Source organism: Citrobacter farmeri (genome assembly GCF_019048065.1).
Classification (GTDB): Bacteria; Pseudomonadota; Gammaproteobacteria; order Enterobacterales; family Enterobacteriaceae; genus Citrobacter_A; species Citrobacter_A farmeri.
In genome coordinates, this window is the sequence record NZ_CP077291.1 from 4,634,736 (window position 1) to 4,654,482 (window position 19,747).

17 protein-coding genes are annotated in these 19,747 nt (G+C 51.2%); 8 read left to right on the forward strand and 9 right to left on the reverse strand.

Going from position 1 to position 19,747, the window contains the following annotated elements; genetic code table 11:
• Positions 1-77: 77 nt before the first annotated feature.
• Positions 78-1,400 (reverse strand): xylose isomerase, encoded by a 1,323-nt coding sequence (gene xylA / locus I6L53_RS21895; protein WP_042323223.1) that lies wholly within the window; start codon positions 1,398-1,400, stop codon positions 78-80.
• A 364-nt stretch (positions 1,401-1,764) separates the two neighbouring features.
• Between xylA and xylF the strand changes: the two genes are divergently transcribed.
• From xylF to xylR, 4 genes are all read left to right on the forward strand, one after another.
• Positions 1,765-2,757 (forward strand): D-xylose ABC transporter substrate-binding protein, encoded by a 993-nt coding sequence (gene xylF / locus I6L53_RS21900; protein WP_042323225.1) that lies wholly within the window; start codon positions 1,765-1,767, stop codon positions 2,755-2,757.
• 77 nt (positions 2,758-2,834) lie between these two features.
• A complete protein-coding gene (locus I6L53_RS21905; protein WP_042323227.1) occupies positions 2,835-4,376 on the forward strand; it encodes a xylose ABC transporter ATP-binding protein in 1,542 nt (513 codons plus the stop codon).
• Positions 4,354-5,535 (forward strand): xylose ABC transporter permease XylH, encoded by a 1,182-nt coding sequence (gene xylH / locus I6L53_RS21910; RefSeq protein ID WP_042323229.1) that lies wholly within the window; start codon positions 4,354-4,356, stop codon positions 5,533-5,535. Before I6L53_RS21905 ends, xylH begins: the two co-directional genes overlap by 23 nt.
• 82 nt (positions 5,536-5,617) lie before the next feature.
• Positions 5,618-6,796, forward strand: a complete 1,179-nt coding sequence (gene xylR, locus I6L53_RS21915) for a D-xylose utilization transcriptional activator XylR (protein ID WP_042323231.1) — start codon at positions 5,618-5,620, stop codon at positions 6,794-6,796.
• A gap of 50 nt (positions 6,797-6,846) precedes the next feature.
• Here xylR and I6L53_RS21920 read toward each other — a convergent pair whose 3' ends face one another.
• The gene (locus tag I6L53_RS21920; protein ID WP_042323233.1) at positions 6,847-7,671 is read right to left on the reverse strand and encodes a protein bax; all 825 of its coding nucleotides are present in this window, start codon (positions 7,669-7,671) and stop codon (positions 6,847-6,849) included.
• Between the two features lie 316 nt (positions 7,672-7,987).
• Between I6L53_RS21920 and malS the strand changes: the two genes are divergently transcribed.
• Both malS and avtA read left to right on the forward strand, forming a co-directional pair.
• Positions 7,988-10,018, forward strand: a complete 2,031-nt coding sequence (gene malS / locus I6L53_RS21925) for an alpha-amylase (RefSeq protein WP_042323235.1) — start codon at positions 7,988-7,990, stop codon at positions 10,016-10,018.
• A 174-nt stretch (positions 10,019-10,192) separates the two neighbouring features.
• Positions 10,193-11,446 carry a valine--pyruvate transaminase gene (avtA, locus tag I6L53_RS21930; RefSeq protein WP_042323237.1) on the forward strand — a complete coding sequence of 418 codons (1,254 nt, stop codon included), beginning with the start codon at positions 10,193-10,195 and terminating at the stop codon, positions 11,444-11,446.
• Positions 11,447-11,478: 32 nt separating this feature from the next.
• On the opposite strand, the gene I6L53_RS21935 is transcribed toward avtA, so the two are convergent.
• The 3 genes from I6L53_RS21935 to I6L53_RS21945 form a co-directional block, all read right to left on the reverse strand.
• Entirely contained in the window at positions 11,479-11,952 is a 474-nt protein-coding gene (locus I6L53_RS21935) for a 4Fe-4S dicluster domain-containing protein (RefSeq protein ID WP_042323238.1), read from the reverse strand.
• A gap of 240 nt (positions 11,953-12,192) precedes the next feature.
• Entirely contained in the window at positions 12,193-12,600 is a 408-nt protein-coding gene (locus I6L53_RS21940; protein ID WP_225934969.1) for a winged helix-turn-helix domain-containing protein, read from the reverse strand.
• A 479-nt stretch (positions 12,601-13,079) separates the two neighbouring features.
• Positions 13,080-13,820 carry a MipA/OmpV family protein gene (locus tag I6L53_RS21945; protein WP_042323241.1) on the reverse strand — a complete coding sequence of 247 codons (741 nt, stop codon included), beginning with the start codon at positions 13,818-13,820 and terminating at the stop codon, positions 13,080-13,082.
• Positions 13,821-13,943: 123 nt separating this feature from the next.
• Here I6L53_RS21945 and I6L53_RS21950 point away from each other — a divergent pair, with 123 nt between their 5' ends.
• Positions 13,944-14,918: a LysR family transcriptional regulator gene (locus I6L53_RS21950; protein ID WP_042323243.1), complete on the forward strand. Its 975-nt coding sequence runs from the start codon at positions 13,944-13,946 to the stop codon at positions 14,916-14,918.
• Here the strand turns inward: I6L53_RS21950 and I6L53_RS21955 are convergent.
• Positions 14,915-16,051: an HlyD family secretion protein gene (locus tag I6L53_RS21955; RefSeq protein WP_042323245.1), complete on the reverse strand. Its 1,137-nt coding sequence runs from the start codon at positions 16,049-16,051 to the stop codon at positions 14,915-14,917. The genes I6L53_RS21950 and I6L53_RS21955 overlap by 4 nt on opposite strands.
• 2 nt (positions 16,052-16,053) lie before the next feature.
• Positions 16,054-16,380 carry a DUF3302 domain-containing protein gene (locus I6L53_RS21960; RefSeq protein WP_042323247.1) on the reverse strand — a complete coding sequence of 109 codons (327 nt, stop codon included), beginning with the start codon at positions 16,378-16,380 and terminating at the stop codon, positions 16,054-16,056.
• Between the two features lie 186 nt (positions 16,381-16,566).
• On the opposite strand from I6L53_RS21960, the gene I6L53_RS21965 reads away from it, so the two are divergent.
• A complete protein-coding gene (locus I6L53_RS21965) occupies positions 16,567-16,881 on the forward strand; it encodes a hypothetical protein (RefSeq protein WP_042323249.1) in 315 nt (104 codons plus the stop codon).
• A 46-nt stretch (positions 16,882-16,927) separates the two neighbouring features.
• On the opposite strand, the gene aldB is transcribed toward I6L53_RS21965, so the two are convergent.
• Together aldB and yiaY are read right to left on the reverse strand one after the other, a co-directional pair.
• On the reverse strand, positions 16,928-18,460 hold the full coding sequence (aldB, locus tag I6L53_RS21970; protein WP_042323250.1) for an aldehyde dehydrogenase AldB: 1,533 nt from the start codon (positions 18,458-18,460) through the stop codon (positions 16,928-16,930).
• Between the two features lie 92 nt (positions 18,461-18,552).
• The gene (gene yiaY, locus I6L53_RS21975) at positions 18,553-19,704 is read right to left on the reverse strand and encodes an L-threonine dehydrogenase (protein WP_042323252.1); all 1,152 of its coding nucleotides are present in this window, start codon (positions 19,702-19,704) and stop codon (positions 18,553-18,555) included.
• Positions 19,705-19,747: the final 43 nt, after the last annotated feature.

Sequence of the window (19,747 nt, forward strand, 5' to 3'; positions counted from 1 at the left end):
TGCCCGGTAGCACAACGCTCCCCGGGCTTGTAAAAAACGACCAACCGGGAAAACGCAGCGTCACCCGGCGATGTCGATTACTTATCGAACAGGTAATGATTCACCAGGTTTTCCAGCCGTTCCTGATGACCGCTCTGATGTACCGGTGCCAGGTTGTGCTGTTCAGCATAATGCGCCAGTTCGCTTAGCGACATCTGTCCCTTCAGGATCTGCTGGCCCAGTTCGCTACTCCAGCCGGCATAACGCTTCGCGACGCGCTTATCCAGTTCGCCATCCTCAATCATGCGCGCGGCAATTTTCAGTGATAGCGCCATCGTGTCCATTGCGCCGATATGGCCATAGAACAGATCGTACTTATCCGTGCTTTGGCGGCGCACTTTAGCGTCAAAATTCAGACCGCCAGTGGTGAAACCGCCCGCTTTGAGGATTTCGTACATCACCAGCGCATTCTCTTCTACGCTGTTCGGGAACTGGTCGGTATCCCAGCCCAGCTGTGCGTCACCCCGGTTGGCATCCACAGAGCCGAACAGACCCAGCGCAATTGCCGTCGCGATTTCGTGGTGGAATGAATGACCCGCCAGCGTTGCATGGTTAGCTTCGATATTCAGTTTGATCTCTTTTTCCAGACCGAACTGCTTAAGGAAGCCATAAACGGTAGATGCGTCGTAGTCATATTGATGTTTGGTCGGTTCCTGCGGCTTCGGCTCGATCAGCAGCGTGCCCTGGAATCCCGTTTTGTGTTTGTGCTCAACCACCATCTGCATGAAGCGGCCAATTTGCTCACGCTCCTGACGCAGGTCGGTATTCAGCAAGGTTTCGTATCCTTCACGCCCGCCCCACAGCACGTAGTTTTCACCGCCCAGTTTGTGCGTGGCGTCCATCGCCGTCACTACCTGGGTGGCCGCCCAACTGAAGACTTCCGGATCCGGGTTCGTCGCCGCACCGGCACCATAACGTGGATTGGTGAAGCAGTTTGCCGTGCCCCACAGCAGCTTCACGCCGCTCTGTTCTTGCTTCTCAGCCAGGACATCAACCATGTGGGCAAAGTTATTTTTGTACTCTTTCAGCGACGCGCCTTCCGGCGAAACATCGACATCGTGGAAGCAGTAGAACGGAACGTGCAGCTTGTGGAAAAACTCAAACGCCACGTCCGCTTTACGCTTCGCCAGCGCCAGCGCATCCCCTGGTTGCTGCCATGGACGATCAAACGCCCCGACACCAAACATGTCCGCCCCGTTCCAGCAGAAGGTATGCCAGTAGCAGGCTGCAAAACGCAGATGATCTTCCATCCGTTTGCCCAGTACGATCTCATCAGGATTGTAATGGCGGAATGCTAACGGATTAGTGGAACGGGGGCCTTCATAACGAACGCGATCGAGTTGGTCAAAATATGCCTGCATAATGAACTCCATAATCAGGGAATACGGCGGGGATAGGTCATGCGGTAATATTGGGCACTCTATTCTCGTTGCTCAATTATGTTATTTCACACTGCTATTGAGAGAATTCACAAGTGTGCGCCACCTCGCAAAATAAAAATATCCATTTGCAAAAAATGGGTACTCTGCTGGCATAAATGCAACATCCAGTATCCACGATAAAAAAGTAAGATCCTGGTCATAATTCAGGAAATAAACCAAATTTCGTAATCGCAAGATAAAAATCTGTAATTGTCTTCCCCGTATGAATTGCTAAATTCTGCAACGTCTTATGCTGTGATTGTTACTTTTATTGTTGCTCCCTCTAACAAAAGGCATCACGATTATGAAGATGAAGAATCTCTTACTCACCGTCTGCACCTCCCTTTTGCTTACCAGCGTGGCAGGACATGCCAAAGAAATTAAAATCGGCATGGCGATTGATGACCTGCGACTCGAGCGCTGGCAAAAAGATCGCGATATTTTCGTCAGCAAGGCCGAATCACTGGGTGCTAAAGTCTTTGTCCAGTCCGCGAACGGGAATGAAGAAACCCAAATGTCGCAGATTGAAAATATGATCAACCGAGGGGTGGATGTCCTCGTTATTATTCCTTATAACGGGCAAGTATTAAGTAACGTGGTGAAAGAAGCGAAACAGGAAGGTATTAAAGTTTTAGCTTATGACCGTATGATCAATGACGCTGACATTGATTTTTATATTTCATTTGATAACGAAAAGGTCGGTGAATTACAGGCCCAGGCATTAGTTGAACGCGTTCCTCAGGGAAATTATTTTCTGATGGGCGGCTCGCCGGTCGATAATAATGCCAAACTCTTCCGCGCCGGACAGATGAAAGTCTTAAAACCGTATATCGATTCCGGAAAAATAAAGGTGGTTGGCGATCAGTGGGTTGACGGCTGGCTGCCGGAAAATGCGCTGAAAATTATGGAAAACGCCTTAACCGCGAACAATAACAACATTGATGCCGTCGTCGCCTCCAATGACGCGACGGCGGGCGGGGCAGTTCAGGCGCTCAGTGCGCAGGGGCTCTCAGGAAAAGTTGCGATTTCAGGCCAGGACGCCGACCTTGCGGGCATCAAACGCATTGTCGCGGGAACACAGACAATGACCGTCTATAAGCCAATTACGCTGCTGGCAAATACCGCCGCTGAAATCGCCGTTGAACTGGGTAATGGGCAGCAACCTAAAGCCGATGCCACGTTAAACAACGGTCTGAAAGAGGTTCCTTCCCGCTTATTGACACCCATTGACGTTAACAAAAACAACATCAATGAGACCGTGATTAAAGACGGATTCCATAAGCAGAGCGAACTGTAAGCGCTGCGCCCTGGCAACCGCTGAGGGCGCGCATTTCCCACCAGCCGGGATCTCTCATTAGCTAATGCGGAGTCGCTATGTCCTGTCTACTTGAAATGAAGAACATCACCAAATCCTTCGGTGCCGTCAAGGCGATTGATGACGTCAGCCTCAGACTGAATGCCGGTGAAATTGTTTCATTATGCGGCGAGAATGGCTCAGGGAAATCGACGCTGATGAAGGTGCTGTGCGGTATTTATCCCTATGGCAGTTATGACGGTGACATTGTTTTTGCGGGAGAAACACTACAGGTCAACCATATTCGTGATACCGAACGCAAAGGAATAGCCATCATCCATCAGGAGCTGGCGCTGGTTAAACACTTAACCGTGCTGGAGAACATTTTTCTCGGTAGCGAAATAAGTCGCCATGGCGTTCTTGATTACGACCTGATGACCTTGCGCTGCCAAAAATTGCTCAATCAGGTCAGCCTGTCTATTTCGCCCGATACCCGAGTGGGCGATCTGGGCCTCGGTCAGCAACAACTGGTTGAAATTGCGAAAGCGCTGAATAAACAGGTGCGCCTGCTGATTCTGGACGAGCCGACAGCGTCACTCACCGAACAGGAAACGACAGTGCTGCTGGAGATCATCCGCGATCTGCAACAGCACGACATCGCCTGCATCTACATTTCACATAAGCTGAATGAAGTGAAAGCCATTTCCGACACGATCTGCGTGATCCGCGATGGCAAGCATATTGGTACCCGCGATGCGGCAGGGATGAGCGAAGACGATATCATCACCATGATGGTTGGCCGTGAACTCACCGCACTCTACCCCAGCGAACCTCACACCACTGGCGAAGAGATTTTACGCGTTGATCATCTCACGGCCTGGCATCCCGTCAATCGCCATATCCGGCGCGTAAATGACGTTTCTTTCTCGCTAAAGCGCGGCGAAATCCTGGGGATCGCCGGTCTGGTGGGCGCGGGACGCACGGAACTTGTCCAGTGTCTGTTTGGCGTATGGCCCGGACGCTGGGAAGGAGACGTCGTGATTGACGGCCAGTCTGTAAACATCCGCAACTGTCAGCAAGCCATTGCCCACGGGATCGCCATGGTGCCGGAAGACCGCAAACGCGATGGCATTGTGCCGGTTATGGCGGTGGGGAAAAACATTACCCTCGCCGCGCTCGATCAGTTTGCCGGTAAGGTGAGCCAGCTAGACGATGCAGCCGAACACAAGTGCATCCTCGAATCCCTGCAACGTCTGAAAGTCAAAACGTCCTCTCCTGAGCTGGCGATCGGACGTCTGAGTGGTGGGAACCAGCAAAAAGCCATTCTGGCGCGCTGCCTGTTGCTCAACCCGCAAATTCTTATCCTTGATGAGCCTACCCGGGGCATCGACATCGGCGCGAAATATGAAATCTACAAACTCATTAACCAGCTCGTTCAGCAAGGTATTGCCGTGATCGTCATCTCGTCGGAATTGCCCGAAGTGCTGGGACTCAGCGACCGCATTCTGGTGATGCATGAAGGAAAACTGAAAGCCAACCTGGTCAATCATAACCTTACGCAAGAGCAGGTGATGGAAGCCGCTTTGAGGAGCGAACAACATGTCGAAAAACAATCTGTCTGAAGCCAAACTCGCCGCCCCACTGACGGGCGTTTTTCCCGGGTTTAAATCGCTGAATCTACAGGTGTTCGTGATGATCGCGGCCATCATAGTAATCATGCTGTTCTTCACCTGGACAACGGACGGCGCGTATCTCAGCGCACGTAACGTCTCCAACCTGCTCCGCCAGACCGCGATTACGGGGATCCTGGCAGTCGGCATGGTGTTCGTCATTATCTCAGCGGAAATCGATCTCTCTGTCGGTTCCATGATGGGGCTGCTGGGCGGCGTCGCGGCTATCTGCGACGTCTGGTTGGGCTGGCCATTACCGTTCACCATTATTGTAACGCTGGTGCTGGGACTGCTGCTCGGTGCCTGGAATGGCTGGTGGGTCGCCTACCGCAAAGTCCCATCGTTTATTGTGACTCTGGCCGGGATGCTGGCGTTTCGCGGTATCCTGATCGGCATCACCAATGGTACAACCGTATCGCCGACCAGTTCTGCCATGTCGCAAATTGGACAAAGCTACCTGTCCAATGGGTTGGGCTTCACCCTTGGCGCGATCGGTTTGATGGCGTTTATCGGCTGGCAATGGCGTGGGCGCATGCGCCGACAATCCCTGGGTCTCGATGCTCCTGCATCAACCAGCGTAGTGGGTCGCCAGGCGTTAACCGCCATCATTGTGTTAGGCGCCATCTGGCTGCTGAATGATTATCGCGGCGTGCCGACGCCCGTTCTGCTGCTGGTTTTTTTGCTACTCGCCGGGATGTTCATGGCCACACGAACCGCATTTGGTCGACGTATTTATGCCATCGGGGGCAATCTGGAAGCCGCCCGTCTTTCCGGCATTAACGTCGCCCGGACCAAACTGGCGGTATTCGCCATCAACGGTCTGATGGTGGCGATTGCCGGACTTATCCTCAGTTCGCGTCTCGGTGCCGGGTCGCCATCTGCGGGAAATATCGCCGAACTGGATGCCATTGCTGCCTGCGTCATTGGCGGAACCAGCCTGGCTGGCGGCATCGGTAGCGTTGCAGGCGCGGTCATGGGCGCATTTATTATGGCTTCTCTGGATAACGGAATGAGTATGATGGATGTCCCAACGTTCTGGCAGTACATCGTGAAGGGCGCAATTCTGTTGCTGGCAGTATGGATGGATTCGGCGACAAAACGCCGCGCCTGAACCACAGAAAATAGGGCTATTTTCATGCCGGTCATGACTGTCCGGCATTGTCGTTTATGAAAGATTGAGCAGAGACAGAAACATGTTTGATAAACGTCACCGTATTACCCTGTTATTTAATGCCAACAAAGCCTACGACCGTCAGGTTATGGAAGGGGTCGGTGAATATCTACAAGCCTCGCAATCCGAATGGGATATCTTCATTGAGGAGGATTTCCGCGCGCGTATTGATAACATCAAAGAGTGGTTAGGCGACGGCGTGATTGCAGACTACGACGACGATGATATCGCGCGACTGTTAGTTGATGTACATGTACCCATTATCGGTGTCGGAGGCTCCTATCATCTGGCGGAAAATTATCCCCCGGTCCATTACATCGCCACCGATAACCATGCCCTCGTTGAAAGCGCCTTTCTGCACCTGAAAGAAAAAGGCGTCAACCGTTTTGCTTTTTACGGCCTGCCCGCCTCCAGCGGAAAGCGTTGGGCAGCAGAGCGCGAGTATGCCTTCCGCCAGTTGGTGGCGGAAGAGAAATACCGTGGCGTGGTTTATCAGGGGTTGGAAACGGCACCTGAACTCTGGCAACACGCTCAGAACCGACTGGCGGACTGGCTGCAAACCCTGCCGCCGCAGACGGGTATTATCGCGGTTACCGACGCCCGCGCCCGCCATGTGCTTCAGGTCTGCGAACATCTGCATATTCCGGTACCCGAAAAGCTGTGCGTCATTGGCATTGATAATGAAGAGCTGACCCGCTATCTGTCACGGGTTGCGCTGTCGTCGGTGGCTCAGGGCGCGAGGCAAATGGGATATCAGGCGGCAAAATTGTTGCATCGCCTGCTGGCAAATGAGGAACTGCCACTTCAGCGCATTCTGGTCCCACCGGTACGCGTTGTTGAGCGCCGTTCGACAGATTACCGTTCCCTCTCCGATCCCGCCGTCATTCAGGCGATGCACTATATCCGTAACCACGCCTGCAAAGGTATCAAAGTGGATCAGGTGCTGGATGCGGTTGGAATCTCACGTTCCAATCTGGAAAAGCGGTTTAAAGAAGAAGTGGGAGAAACCATTCATGCGGTGATCCATGCTGAAAAGCTGGAGAAAGCGCGCAGCCTGTTGATTTCCACTACGCTCTCGATCAACGAGATCTCGCAGATGTGCGGCTATCCTTCGCTGCAATATTTCTATTCCGTCTTTAAGAAAGAGTACGACACGACGCCGAAAGAGTATCGCGATCTGAACAGCGAAGTGTTGGTGTGATGCGGTAAGCCAGAAACAAAAACGCCTTCTTTGCAGAAGGCGTTGGTAGATTACATATGCGCTGCGATTAATCGCTGGTTATCCTGATACATCGCAAACAGATAGTTGTTGTAACTCTGTCCCTTCGTTGAATAACCCTTCAACTTATGAATCATCGCCGTCGCCGTCACTTCCTGATCCGCTTTGCGCAGCTGCGCGCGCGATTTACGGAAAGAGGCGTAAGCCGGATGCGTGTTCAGGTTGATCACATAGGCGTTGACCGACTCTTTGACGGAATCGAACTGAGAGTAACCTTTCACTTTACCCGGCGCATTGTTACAACTCCCTTTCGCACACTTCATGCCAAACAGGTTGTTATTGCTACGCGCAAGCTTAGAGGTACCCCAACCGCTCTCTGCCGCCGCCATCGTCGCCACCATACTGGTAGGGATAATGTCCACGCGCTCCAGCAACGTATTCCACGGAATGCTCCGCGTGTTGCCAGACCATTTCACCTTGTAGCGCTTCGCTATGTTCTTCATACGCGTACGCTCGGTCGGTGACCAGCGATTCTGGTACTGCTTTGAAATCAGCCAGTTACGATCGGCCGTGATCGCAGCATTTTGACTGGTAATATAAGGCATAACGGTCCGGAGAAACGCTTTTTTCCTTGGTGTTCCGGAAGGGTATTTTCGCAAATCAGGAAGTGAACTGCTCTTTGCACTATTGCGAGAATACTCTTGTTTACTGCTTACCTGTTTATGACTTGTCTTGGTTACGTGGGACTTCTGACTCGATGTTGTTGTGTGCGTCTTTGCCAGCACCTCACCCGAAAATACGATGGTGAGTAACATAAGAATCATTGCCCCATATCGTCGTATGGGAGTCAATATCATTAGGTCTCCTGGTCGGATTGAATCATTCCAACACCTTTTATTTTTCACAATTTTGAGAGTTGAATCTCAAATCATATCAAAAATAGTGATCAAGAGCACCCTTAGGAATAGGCCAATTCCGAAACCATGTCACGCATAAACTATTCCGCAAGGGACTAATTCGAAAGATTTGTGGTGGTTATCTCAAATTAAGGTTATTTTTTGCCCAAAATCACTCATCCGCCCCCCTCATCCTGGTTGAATGCGGTTGAAGGATGAGTTTCGTCAGCGGGTTCTCGGGCAAACTGGTCAAAATCGCCGCAAAAAGGACCGCACAATGAAACTTGCCGCTATTGCCCTCGCGCTGCTGCCAGGTATCGCGAGCGCCGCAACATGGACGTCTCAGGGCTTCCCCTCCTTCACCGCCGAGGGAACCGGTAAGTTTGCCAGCCACGCTGAGTTGATGAAGGGTACTCGCTCATTAACACTAAATTTTGACCATCAGTGCTGGCAGCCGGCAAACGCGATAAAACTCAATCAGATGCTCTCGCTGATCCCATGCGAAGGCACCCCGCCGCAGTGGCGTCTGTTCAAAGACGGCAGCTACACGTTGGAAATCGATACCCGTTCTGGCACGCCAACATTGATGATTACGGTGCCGCGCGAGGCCGAACCAACGGCAAATGTGGTGCGCCAGTGTCCAACGTGGGATGGTTCGCCACTGACGTTAGAGGTCGCGCAAACTTTCCCGGAAGGCAGCGTGGTACGCGATTTTTACAGCGGACAGACCGCTATGGTTAAAAACGGACAGATAACCTTACAACCCGCTCCCGCCAGTAACGGCCTGTTACTGCTGGAACGGGCAGAAACCGATGCACCTGCTCCGTTCGACTGGCACAACGCTACCGTCTATTTTGTGCTGACCGACCGCTTCGAGAACGGCGATCCCTCTAATGACCAGAGTTACGGTCGCCATAAGGATGGCATGGAAGAAATCGGTACGTTTCACGGTGGCGATTTACGCGGTCTGACCCGCAAACTGGATTATCTGCAACAACTGGGCGTGAATGCGTTATGGATAAGCGCGCCGTTCGAACAAATCCACGGCTGGGTGGGCGGTGGCACGAAAGGCGATTTCCCACACTATGCCTATCACGGTTATTACACCCAGGACTGGACCACTCTTGATGCCAACATGGGCAGCGAGGCCGATCTTCGTGCATTGATTGATGGCGCACATCAGCGCGGGATCCGCATTCTCTTTGATGTGGTGATGAACCATACCGGCTACGCCACGCTGGCAGATATGCAGGAATATCAATTCGGCGCGCTCTATCTTTCTGGCGATGAGTTGAAAAAAACGCTCGGCGATCGCTGGACAGACTGGAAACCCACCGTCGGGCAAAGCTGGCACAGCTTCAATGATTACATCAACTTTAGTGATAAGGCCGCCTGGGAAAAATGGTGGGGGAAAGCGTGGATCCGCACTGACATTGGCGATTACGACAACCCAGGCTTTGACGATCTCACGATGTCGCTGGCTTTTCTGCCGGATCTGAAAACCGGGTCGACGATCCCCTCCGGCCTGCCGGTGTTTTATCAACATAAAGCCGATACGCGCGCGAAAGCCATTGAGGGCTACACGCCCCGGGATTACCTGACCCACTGGCTGAGCCAATGGGTGCGCGATTATGGTGTCGATGGATTTCGCGTCGACACGGCGAAACACGTCGAACTTTCGGCCTGGCAACAGTTAAAAACGCAGGCCAGCGCAGCGCTGGTGGAATGGAAAAAAAACAACCCGGACAAAGCGCTCGATGATGAGCCGTTCTGGATGACCGGCGAAGCCTGGGGCCACGGCGTGATGCAGAGCGATTACTATCGTCATGGTTTTGACGCAATGATCAACTTTGACTATCAGGAACAGGCCGCAAAAGCGGCCGATTGCCTGTCTGGTATGGATCTCACCTGGCAACAGATGGCGGAAAAACTACAGGGCTTTAATGTGTTGAGCTATCTCTCTTCGCACGATACTCGCCTGTTCCGCGAAGGTGGTGATAAAGCGGCTGAATTGCTGCTGTTAGCCCCCGGTGCTGTTCAGATATTCTATGGGGATGAATCCTCACGGCCTTTCGGCCCTACCGGTTCCGATCCGCTACAGGGCACGCGCTCAGATATGAACTGGCAGGATATCAGCGGTAAATCAGCCGACAATGTCGCCCACTGGCAACGCCTCGGTCAGTTCAGAGCCCGACATCCGGCCATCGGCGCGGGTCAGCAAACCACGCTCTCGCTCAAACAGGGGTACGGTTTCGTGCGTCAGCATGGCGACGACATCGTGATGGTCATTTGGGCGGGTCAGCGCTAACGTAAACCAGCGTCTGAGGGACTGAAGCCTTTCAGACGCTATAAAATAAAACACCACCATCATAAAAATGATAAGCATAAAACACTAAAACCCTCATGTCGGCTCGATTTGCACCCTGCCAGTGCTAGCGTTAAGGTAACCTCCTTCGACTCAGCGTTTGACAGACCATCCGTTATGACATTTTCACTTTTTGGCGACAAATTCACCCGCCATTCAGGCATTACCCGCCTGATGGAGGACCTCAATGACGGTTTACGCACCCCTGGCGCAATCATGCTGGGCGGCGGAAATCCGGCGCAAATCCCGGCGATGCAGGATTACTTCCAGACGCTCCTGACTGAGATGCTGGAAAACGGCAAACTCACTGATGCGCTTTGCAATTATGACGGTCCGCAGGGGAAAACCGAGCTGCTGACCGTGCTCGCTTCGCTACTCCGTGAGAATCTGGGTTGGGATATCGAACCACAGAATATTGCGCTAACAAACGGCAGTCAGAGCGCATTTTTCTACTTGTTTAATCTCTTTGCCGGCCGTCGCGCCGATGGGACCACCAAAAAGGTGCTGTTCCCTCTCGCGCCGGAATACATCGGCTATGCGGATTCCGGGTTGGAAGAGGATCTTTTCGTCTCGGCACGACCGAATATTGAGCTGCTGCCAGAGGGTCAGTTCAAGTATCACGTTGACTTCGAACATCTGCACATTGGTGAAGAGACCGGCATGATCTGCGTCTCTCGCCCCACCAATCCGACGGGTAACGTGATCACAGATGAAGAGCTGATAAAACTCGATACGCTTGCCAACCAGCACAATATTCCGTTGGTGATTGATAATGCCTACGGCGTGCCGTTCCCGAGTATTATTTTTAGCGAAGCGCGCCCGCTGTGGAATCCCAACATTGTGCTGTGCATGAGCCTCTCTAAACTGGGACTGCCTGGCTCGCGCTGCGGCATCATCATCGCCAATGAAAAAATCATCACGGCGATTGCCAATATGAACGGCATCATCAGCCTCGCCCCTGGCGGGATCGGGCCGGCCATGATGTGCGAGATGATTAAACGTAACGACCTGATGCGACTGTCAGAAACGGTTATCAAACCGTTCTACTTACAGCGTGTTCAGCAGACCATTGCGATCATCCGCCGCTATTTACCTGAAAATCGCTGCTTAATTCACAAACCTGAAGGGGCGATTTTTCTCTGGCTGTGGTTCCAGGATCTGCCCATCACTACCGAGTTGCTCTACCAGCGCCTGAAAGCACGCGGTGTGCTGATGGTGCCGGGACATTACTTTTTCCCGGGACTCGATAAGCCCTGGCCGCACACGCACCAGTGTATGCGCATGAACTATGTCCCCGATCCAGAGAAAATTGAAGCTGGGGTAAAAATTCTGGCTGAAGAAGTAGAACGCGCCTGGGCGGAAAATCAGTAACGTTACCCGGCCCCACCAGGCCGGATGACTCGCTATAAAGGCTGTGCGTGTAGACGCTGACGTTGCACGCTCGCCGCATCCAGACAAGTTAATGCTCCCGTCGGGCAAGCCTCCACGCAGGCAGGTCCTGTATCACGATGCCAACAAAGATCGCATTTTACCGCCTGTACGCGCGAGGTTTGCGCAACGACGTTCATTGCGCCGAACGGGCAAGCCAACATGCAGCTTTTACAGCCAATACAATGCGCCTGTTCAACAAAGATATGTCCACGATCGCGACGAATGGCCTGTGTCGGGCAGACATTGGCGCACGGCGCGTCTTCACACTGGTGGCAGGCAACGGCAGTGGTGAAGGTATTTTCCTTAATCACCCGGATACGTGAGACAAAGCGTCCTGCTGACACCGCGGCACAATCCTGATTCTCTTGATGCGAGACCACGCATGCGACTTCGCATGTACGACAGCCAATACACTTTGCCGCATCCGCCATAATAAACCGGTTCATTGCTCCCTCCACCCGCCGTAAAAACACAGAGTGCCAGAGAAAATGGCGCGGCTGCCTTGATCAAACAAGGGAAATGGTCGAATTTTGTCAGATGCCTGAAACGTTCAGTGGATTCGCCTTATGTTAGCGACCCGTTCGCTGCCTGATGTATAAAAAAAACCCTGGGCGTTGACGTCCAGGGATAATAATCCGCAGGCGACATCACGCTACGGAATAAGCTGGCACCCGATTGAGTGATACCTATATTTGATAATCTGCCTCATCTACCACACTGTAGAGCGGTTGAATATTATCCAGTGCCAGTATGTATCCGCTTCCTTTTACGCTGACGATAGAATGCTGAGGTAATCCCAGTAAATATAATTTGTTGTTGAGATTTTTTACCATCGTTGACAAACGCTGTGTGGAAGCACTTAATTCATTTTTTTCCCAGACGTTGACGAGTAACTCATCTTTTGAAACATAATGGGTCCGGGCATTCAGTAAAAGATAAACAAACAAGCGTAGCATTGTACTGTTAAAAAATACGCCACCAAATGCAATTACACTGTCCATCTTATTTACCGGAAGCCTGAAAATTCTCGACTCATTGATATCAAAAAATATTTCCCGACCTATCATAAATCCATGTAACTGGTATTCCATCATTACATACTCACGTTTTACTGAACTATCGATAGCTAAACATGTGTAAGTCCTTGTAGATATTGTCTTACGCAAGTTTAAAAAAAATAGCGTTAATTTCAATAGATACCTGAAGCGATCATTTTAATCTCGCTATAGGCAAAGTGTAGACTGAATAGCTGAAGGATAAATCCAGGCGATGCTAAATAATTCCCAAAAACAAATTATCAGAGAATTACTCTATTTCGGTGTGAATAGTAGACAATGCAAATTAAACGGGCATATTTATCACAAACTGCAGCTTAATATGCTGAATGGATCAATAATGCTTCATGGAGAGGGAAATTGACTCCCGATAACAGACCGTTCCGGGACAATCATCATTACAGTGTAGTTCTGTTATCAGAATAGCGGTAGAAATATGCCGAATGGCGGCAGACCCGTGGATTGATACAATCCCAGGTCGGGACAATGGTCGCCAGCCGGCAATTCGTCTCTCGTCTTTAGAAGCGCCAGCTCACGCCTGATATGAAAGTGAAACTATCGTCACGGTCGATCATCGGGCTGTCTTTAATTTCATCCGGCAGCACGCTGTAAGCCGCGCTTGCCATCAAAACGATATTGTCGGTGACGGGATACTTTGCGGTCAGGCTGACGTAAGGAACCCAGCTATCCTGCGCAGAATAGCTGTTTAACCCGCTGCGGCGGGATTCGCTGCCTGACACACCATAATAGTAGTCGTTGAAATTTTCATCGTAGTAAAGAACGCCGACGGATGGGATCAGAGAAAGCTGGCCAACAGGAATTTTATGGAACCACGATAATTCCCCTACCCAGCCATTGCTATTATCCAGAACATCGGCGGTCGCAGAGACCTTCACACTGCCCCAACTTTCATGGTGATACCATGCCGCGCCTGCCATCATCGTGCTGTCGCGCTTGTCGAGCTTTCTCATGGCGTGATCGTCATTATCGGAAGGATCAAATTCCAACGGCATCCAGGAGGCGGTCACGCTAAATTCATTTTGTTCACTTTTAGACAAAATGTAGCCCAGAGTAGTCTGCCGGACATAAAAAGATTCGCCTTCATAGCTAATGAGGGGAATGGCATGGGTATTTTCATTATATCCACGATAAGGAGATTCATTATATACTGCACCCGCACCGACGGATAATTCAGAAGCAGATGCACTGGCGATAAAGGAGAAAGCAAATAATGCCATTATATTGCGTTTAATTAACATGCCCGACATTCCATTTTAAATAAGCCATAAATCGTCGGAATAATAATGCTTACAAATTCTTCGGTGCAAGGCACATATTTATATAGTAATATATAAAAACTTATATATATAAGGGCTGCAGCGATGAATAAATTACAACTCAAGCACCGGGAGCTAAAGATCATATCGGTAATAGCTGCCAGTGAAAACATCAGTCATGCCGCTACCGTGCTTGGCATCGCACAGGCCAACGTCAGCAAGTATCTTGCTGATTTTGAATCAAAAGTCGGTCTTAAAGTCTTTGAGCGGACGACCCGGCAACTGACACTAACGCCTTTTGGCGCGGCGCTTCTGCCCTACATTAATGACATGCTCGACAGAAACGAGCAGCTTAACCATTTCATTGCTGATTATAAGCACGAAAAGCGGGGACGGGTAACGGTGTATGCGCCGACAGGCATCATCGCTTACTTAACGAAACACGTCATTGCGCAAATTAAAGATATCGGCGACATCACTTTATCGCTGAAGACATGTAATCTTGAACGGAAAGCCTTTTTTGAAGGCGTTGATTTCCCTGATGACTGTGATGTATTAATTACCTATGCCCACCCAAAGGACGAATCGCTGGTTGCCAGCTTTATCACCAAATATGCCGTAACTGCTTTCGCCAGCCCGACTTATCTTGAGAAGCATCCCATTCATCAACCTGACGATCTTGAGCGTCATTCCTGCATTCTGATTGATTCAGTGATGATTGATGATGCAAATATCTGGCGGTTTAACGTCACCGGCAGTAAAGAGGTTCGAGATTATCGCGTCACGGGGAACTACGTCTGTGACAATACCCAATCGGCGCTGGAACTGGCGCGAAATCATCTGGGTATTGTCTTTGCCCCTGATAAAAGCGTACAAAGCGATCTACAGGACGGTACGCTGGTAGCTTGCTTCCCTGAGCAAAATGAATGGTGGCTGGATCTGGTGGCAATCTTCCGCAAGCGGGAGTACCAGCCGTGGCGAGTGCAATACGTGCTTGATGAAATGTTACGTGAATTACGCAACCAACTTGCTCAGGCGCACCTGTTGCGGTCCGAGCAAGCATCCGTCAACGACAATTAATGGTCGAGATAGAGATAGTGCACCCAACTTGTCATGCGTAACAGCACCTTACGCATGACAGAGACATGGCTGAAATGGTCGGAGTAGACCGCAACCTGCGCATAGATCCCATCCGGTAGCGCGCGTAAATCCGCATGGTCGTTCAACTCAATCGTCGCGATGACGCCTTCCGATCCCGGTACGGTATTCAACGACTGCAATGTCCCGCCAGGCTGGTACGTTCCGCCAGGCACCGCCGGGCTTATCGCCGCCAATTTACCGCTGAATACCTTGCCTGGTAAGGCATTAAACACCACTTCCGCGTCATCGCCAGGCGTTAGTCTTAGCAGCGAATTCTGGCGGAATTGCGCAACAATTTGCCGCTTCTGCGCGGGAATAAACACCATCACCGGGCGAAGGGGTAACGCAGCCGCATAGGTGCCAGGGCGAATCAGTACCTGGGTCACATAGCCATCGCTCGGTGCGCGAACAATGGTCTGTTCAAGGTTGTATTCCGCCTCGGCCAACTGCGCTTTCAGACTGGCGATTTGTGAATGCTCTCCCAATACCTGGCTATCTAACTGGCTTTGAATCTGCTGTTGCTCCGCCGCTGACGATTTCACCGTGGCCTCTTGCGCCAGATAGTTCTGCCGTGCGACATCAATATCGCGCTCAGAAAACGGATTCACTTTCGCCAGGCTCCCCTGCGCATAGCGTTGATACTCTTTCGCAAATTTGTCTCGCGTGGCTTTCGCCTGCTGTGTATTGGCGGCCATTTCATCCAGTTCGGCACCTAACGCACGCTGCTTATGTTGCGCCGTCACGATATCCGCCAGCAAACGATCCACCCTGGCCTGATAGCGCGTAGGATCAAGCCTGAACAGCACTTCACCTTTTTTAATCAGCGTATTTTTTTTGTCCGTCACGTCAATCACCACGCCGGTGACCTGGGGAACAACAGGAATAGATACCACCGCTTTTTGCGCTTTAAACGTATAGGGGTGGTTATAATTCATTAATAAGATTAAGCCGCTGACAATAAATATCCCACCCAGCACCGCCGTCGGTATTGTCCATTTATTGGCGGGAATGTTGAAGATCTTAAAAATCGCCCATGCGAAAGCCACATAGGTCAGAATAATCAGTAAATCCATAATTAATACCCGGCAGCGGAGGATTTAAGCTCAGCCAGCTGTTTTTCCAGTCCGGCAATTCGCTCCTGGAGTTGCACAACGCCAGGCTCAGGGCCTTGCATTCCCCACCCACGATCCGGACGATAAAGCGTTGCCCAAATCCACAAGAAAGGCCAGATAACATGTAATGTAAACAAACTCACCCATCCCGCAACATGAATGGCATCGGCATGAGGATGATTGCGTTTTTTCGCCATTAAATAGGGAATATCATGCAAAATAATAATCCCATAGAAAATGACCAGGAATACAAAAACAAGCACCCCAAGGGCAAAATAATCGAGGAACATATCCCCCCCCCAGTAAATAGAATTAAAAAAGAGTTTAAGAATGATAGTAGAATGACCAGATGTCATGCAATTCTCATATTTATATATCGACATATGGTTTTTTATATACTGTACTTTTTTTAGTGTATTGTTTTTTATGCAAGTCGCAGTTTATTATGTTTTAACACCAATACAACAGGAACAAAAATGAACAACGCGGAAGCCTCATCCACCGTTAGCCTCAAGCGCATCAAAGCGGCTATTATCTACCGGTTATTACTCATTGGTCTTGGTATCCCGATGATAACTTTCAGTTTTGTTTGCGGTGTTCTGAGTCTCTTTGGCTTCGACCTGGTCAAGTGGAACGATCAACCCGTGCATGGTTTTCTGGCTATTCCTGCCGCGCTGTTCAGCGGCATATTTATCACGGTACTGTTTACCGTTTTCATCGGATCGATTGCTTGCCTGGGACTGTGGGTCTATAGCCGTTTCCGTCCATTGCAGGTTAAGGTGATGGATTAATCGTTATGCCCGATAAGCAAAGCGCCATCGGGCATAACGCCACCAGTTAAAAAAGTCCCAGCGGTTTATCAGAGTAGCTCACCAGCAAACATTTCGTCTGTTGATAGTGCTCCAGCATCATTTTGTGGGTTTCGCGCCCGATCCCCGACTGCTTATAGCCGCCAAAGGCTGCATGGGCCGGATAAGCATGGTAGCAGTTGGTCCACACGCGTCCTGCCTGAATGCCGCGTCCCATTTTATACGCAAGATTGCCGTTACGGCTCCAGACACCCGCTCCAAGCCCATACTGGGTATCGTTGGCTAACTCCAGCGCCTCGTCCATTGTTTTGAAGGTTGTTACCGCCAGTACCGGGCCAAAGATCTCCTCCTGGAACACCCGCATATTGTTCTTACCAAACAGGATGGTAGGTTCGAGGTAATAACCGTCTTTCAGCTCACCTTCGAGCTGCTTACGCCGCCCACCGGTCAGGACATCCGCCCCCTCTTTCTTGCCGATATCAATATAATTCAGGATAGTTTCCATCTGCCCATGAGAGACCTGCGCCCCCATTTGTGTCACGCTATCCAACGGGTTACCGCTGCGAATGCTTTCCACGCGACGAATAGCGCGCTCCATGAAGCGTTCATAGATGGATTCCTGCACCAGCGCGCGACTCGGGCAGGTGCAAACTTCGCCCTGGTTAAAGGCAAAGAGCGCAAAGCCTTCCAGCGCCTTATCGAAGAAAGCATCTTCTTCATCCATCACGTCGGCGAAGAAGATGTTTGGCGATTTCCCGCCCAACTCCAGGGTGACCGGGATGATATTCTGCGTGGCGTACTGCATGATTTGCTGCCCAACTTCCGTTGAGCCGGTGAATGCCACTTTGGCAATGCGTTTCGAGGTCGCCAGATACTCACCAATCTCACCGCCAGCGCCATTCACCACGTTCACCACGCCGGGGGGAAGAAGATCGCCAATCACTTCCATCAACAGTAAAACGGACAGCGGCGTCAGACGCGCGGGCTTGAGCACCACGCAGTTTCCTGCCGCCAGCGCGGGCGCCATCTTCCAGCTCGCCATCAGTAAGGGGAAGTTCCACGGGATAATTTGCCCGACCACACCGAGCGGTTCGTGGAAGTGATAAGCCACGGTATCGCTATCCACTTCACTGATTCCGCCCTCCTGGGCACGAATGCAGGAAGCGAAATAACGGAAGTGGTCGATCGCCAGCGGAACATCCGCCGCACTGGTTTCACGGATCGGTTTACCGTTATCCCAGGTTTCCGCCGTCGCCAGCAGTTCGAGATTCTGCTCCATGCGGTCAGCAATTTTGAACAGAATCGCTGCCCGATCCTGAACAGAAGTATGCGCCCACTGATCTTTCACCTTGTGAGCCGCATCGAGTGCCAGGTCAATATCCCTTTTACCGGAAGAAGCCACTTCGCATAACAGTTGCCCGGTAACGGGCGTCAGGTTCTGGTAATACTCGCCATCACTCGGGGCAACCCAGTCGCCACCGATAAAGTTGTCGTAACGGGCCTTTAACTTCAGGGGAAAACCATACTCGCCGGGTTGAATACGGGGGGGATTATTGGTCATGATCGTCTCCTTGCTCCAGGGGTATAACAAGGGTAGACGTGGCTGGCGATTTTCTCGCCAGCCGCTCATCGGTTTACGACAAAGGTCACGAATTACATCGCCGCGCGATAGATAGCCATAATCTCGTCGTGTGTCGCCTGGATTGGGTTAGTCAAACCGCAGGCATCTTTCAGCGCATTGGTCGCCAGCACCGGAATATCCTCTTCTTTCACCCCCAGGTCACGCAGGCCTGCCGGAATATTGATTTGCCGCGCCAGGGAGCGGATCGCATCGATACAGGCTTTAGCACCTTCGGCGTCGGTCATCCCCGCGACATGCACGCCCATTGCTGCCGCACAGTCACGCAAACGCGCCGCAGTCACCTGACTGTTAAACACCTGAACATGCGGCAGCAGAACGGCATTACACACGCCGTGCGGCAGGTCATAGAAACCGCCTAGCTGGTGCGCCATCGCGTGGACATAACCTAACGACGCATTATTGAAGGCCATCCCCGCCAGGAACTGCGCATAAGCCATTGCTTCACGCGCATGCACATTGCCACCCGATTCCACGGCGATGGTCAGATTGTCAGAAATCATGGTCATCGCTTTCAACGCGCAGGCATCGGTGATCGGCGTCGCGGCCACAGAGACATACGCTTCGATCGCATGGGTCAACGCGTCCATACCCGTCGCCGCCGTCAATGATTTCGGCATGCCGATCATCAGCGAAGAGTCATTCACCGACAGCAACGGCGTGACGTGTTTATCCACAATCGCCATTTTGATATGACGATCGACGTCAGTAATAATGCAGAAACGCGTCATTTCGGACGCAGTTCCTGCCGTAGTGTTAATCGCAATCATCGGCAACTGCGGTTTTGCCGAGCGATCAACCCCTTCATAATCGCGAATATCGCCTCCATTCGCTGCCACCAGCGCAATCCCTTTGGCACAATCATGTGGGGAACCACCGCCCAGAGAAATAACGCTATCGCAGTCATTTTCTTTCAGGATCTTCAGACCATCGGCGACGTTTGTTGTCGTCGGATTGGGGTGTGTCCCAGCAAAAATAACGCTAAATATATTGCGTTGCTGTAATGCTTTTTGAATTTCACCCGCCATACCTAACTGCGTCAGTACGCTGTCCGTGACAATTAGCGTCCGGCGAAAACCATATTCCACCATGGTATTCATTGCATCTTTTAATGAATCACCCCCTATTATATTCACCGAAGGAATATAAAATGTTGAAGCAGCCATATGCTCAATCCTTAATAGTTTCAGAAAGAATTGCAGCATACGA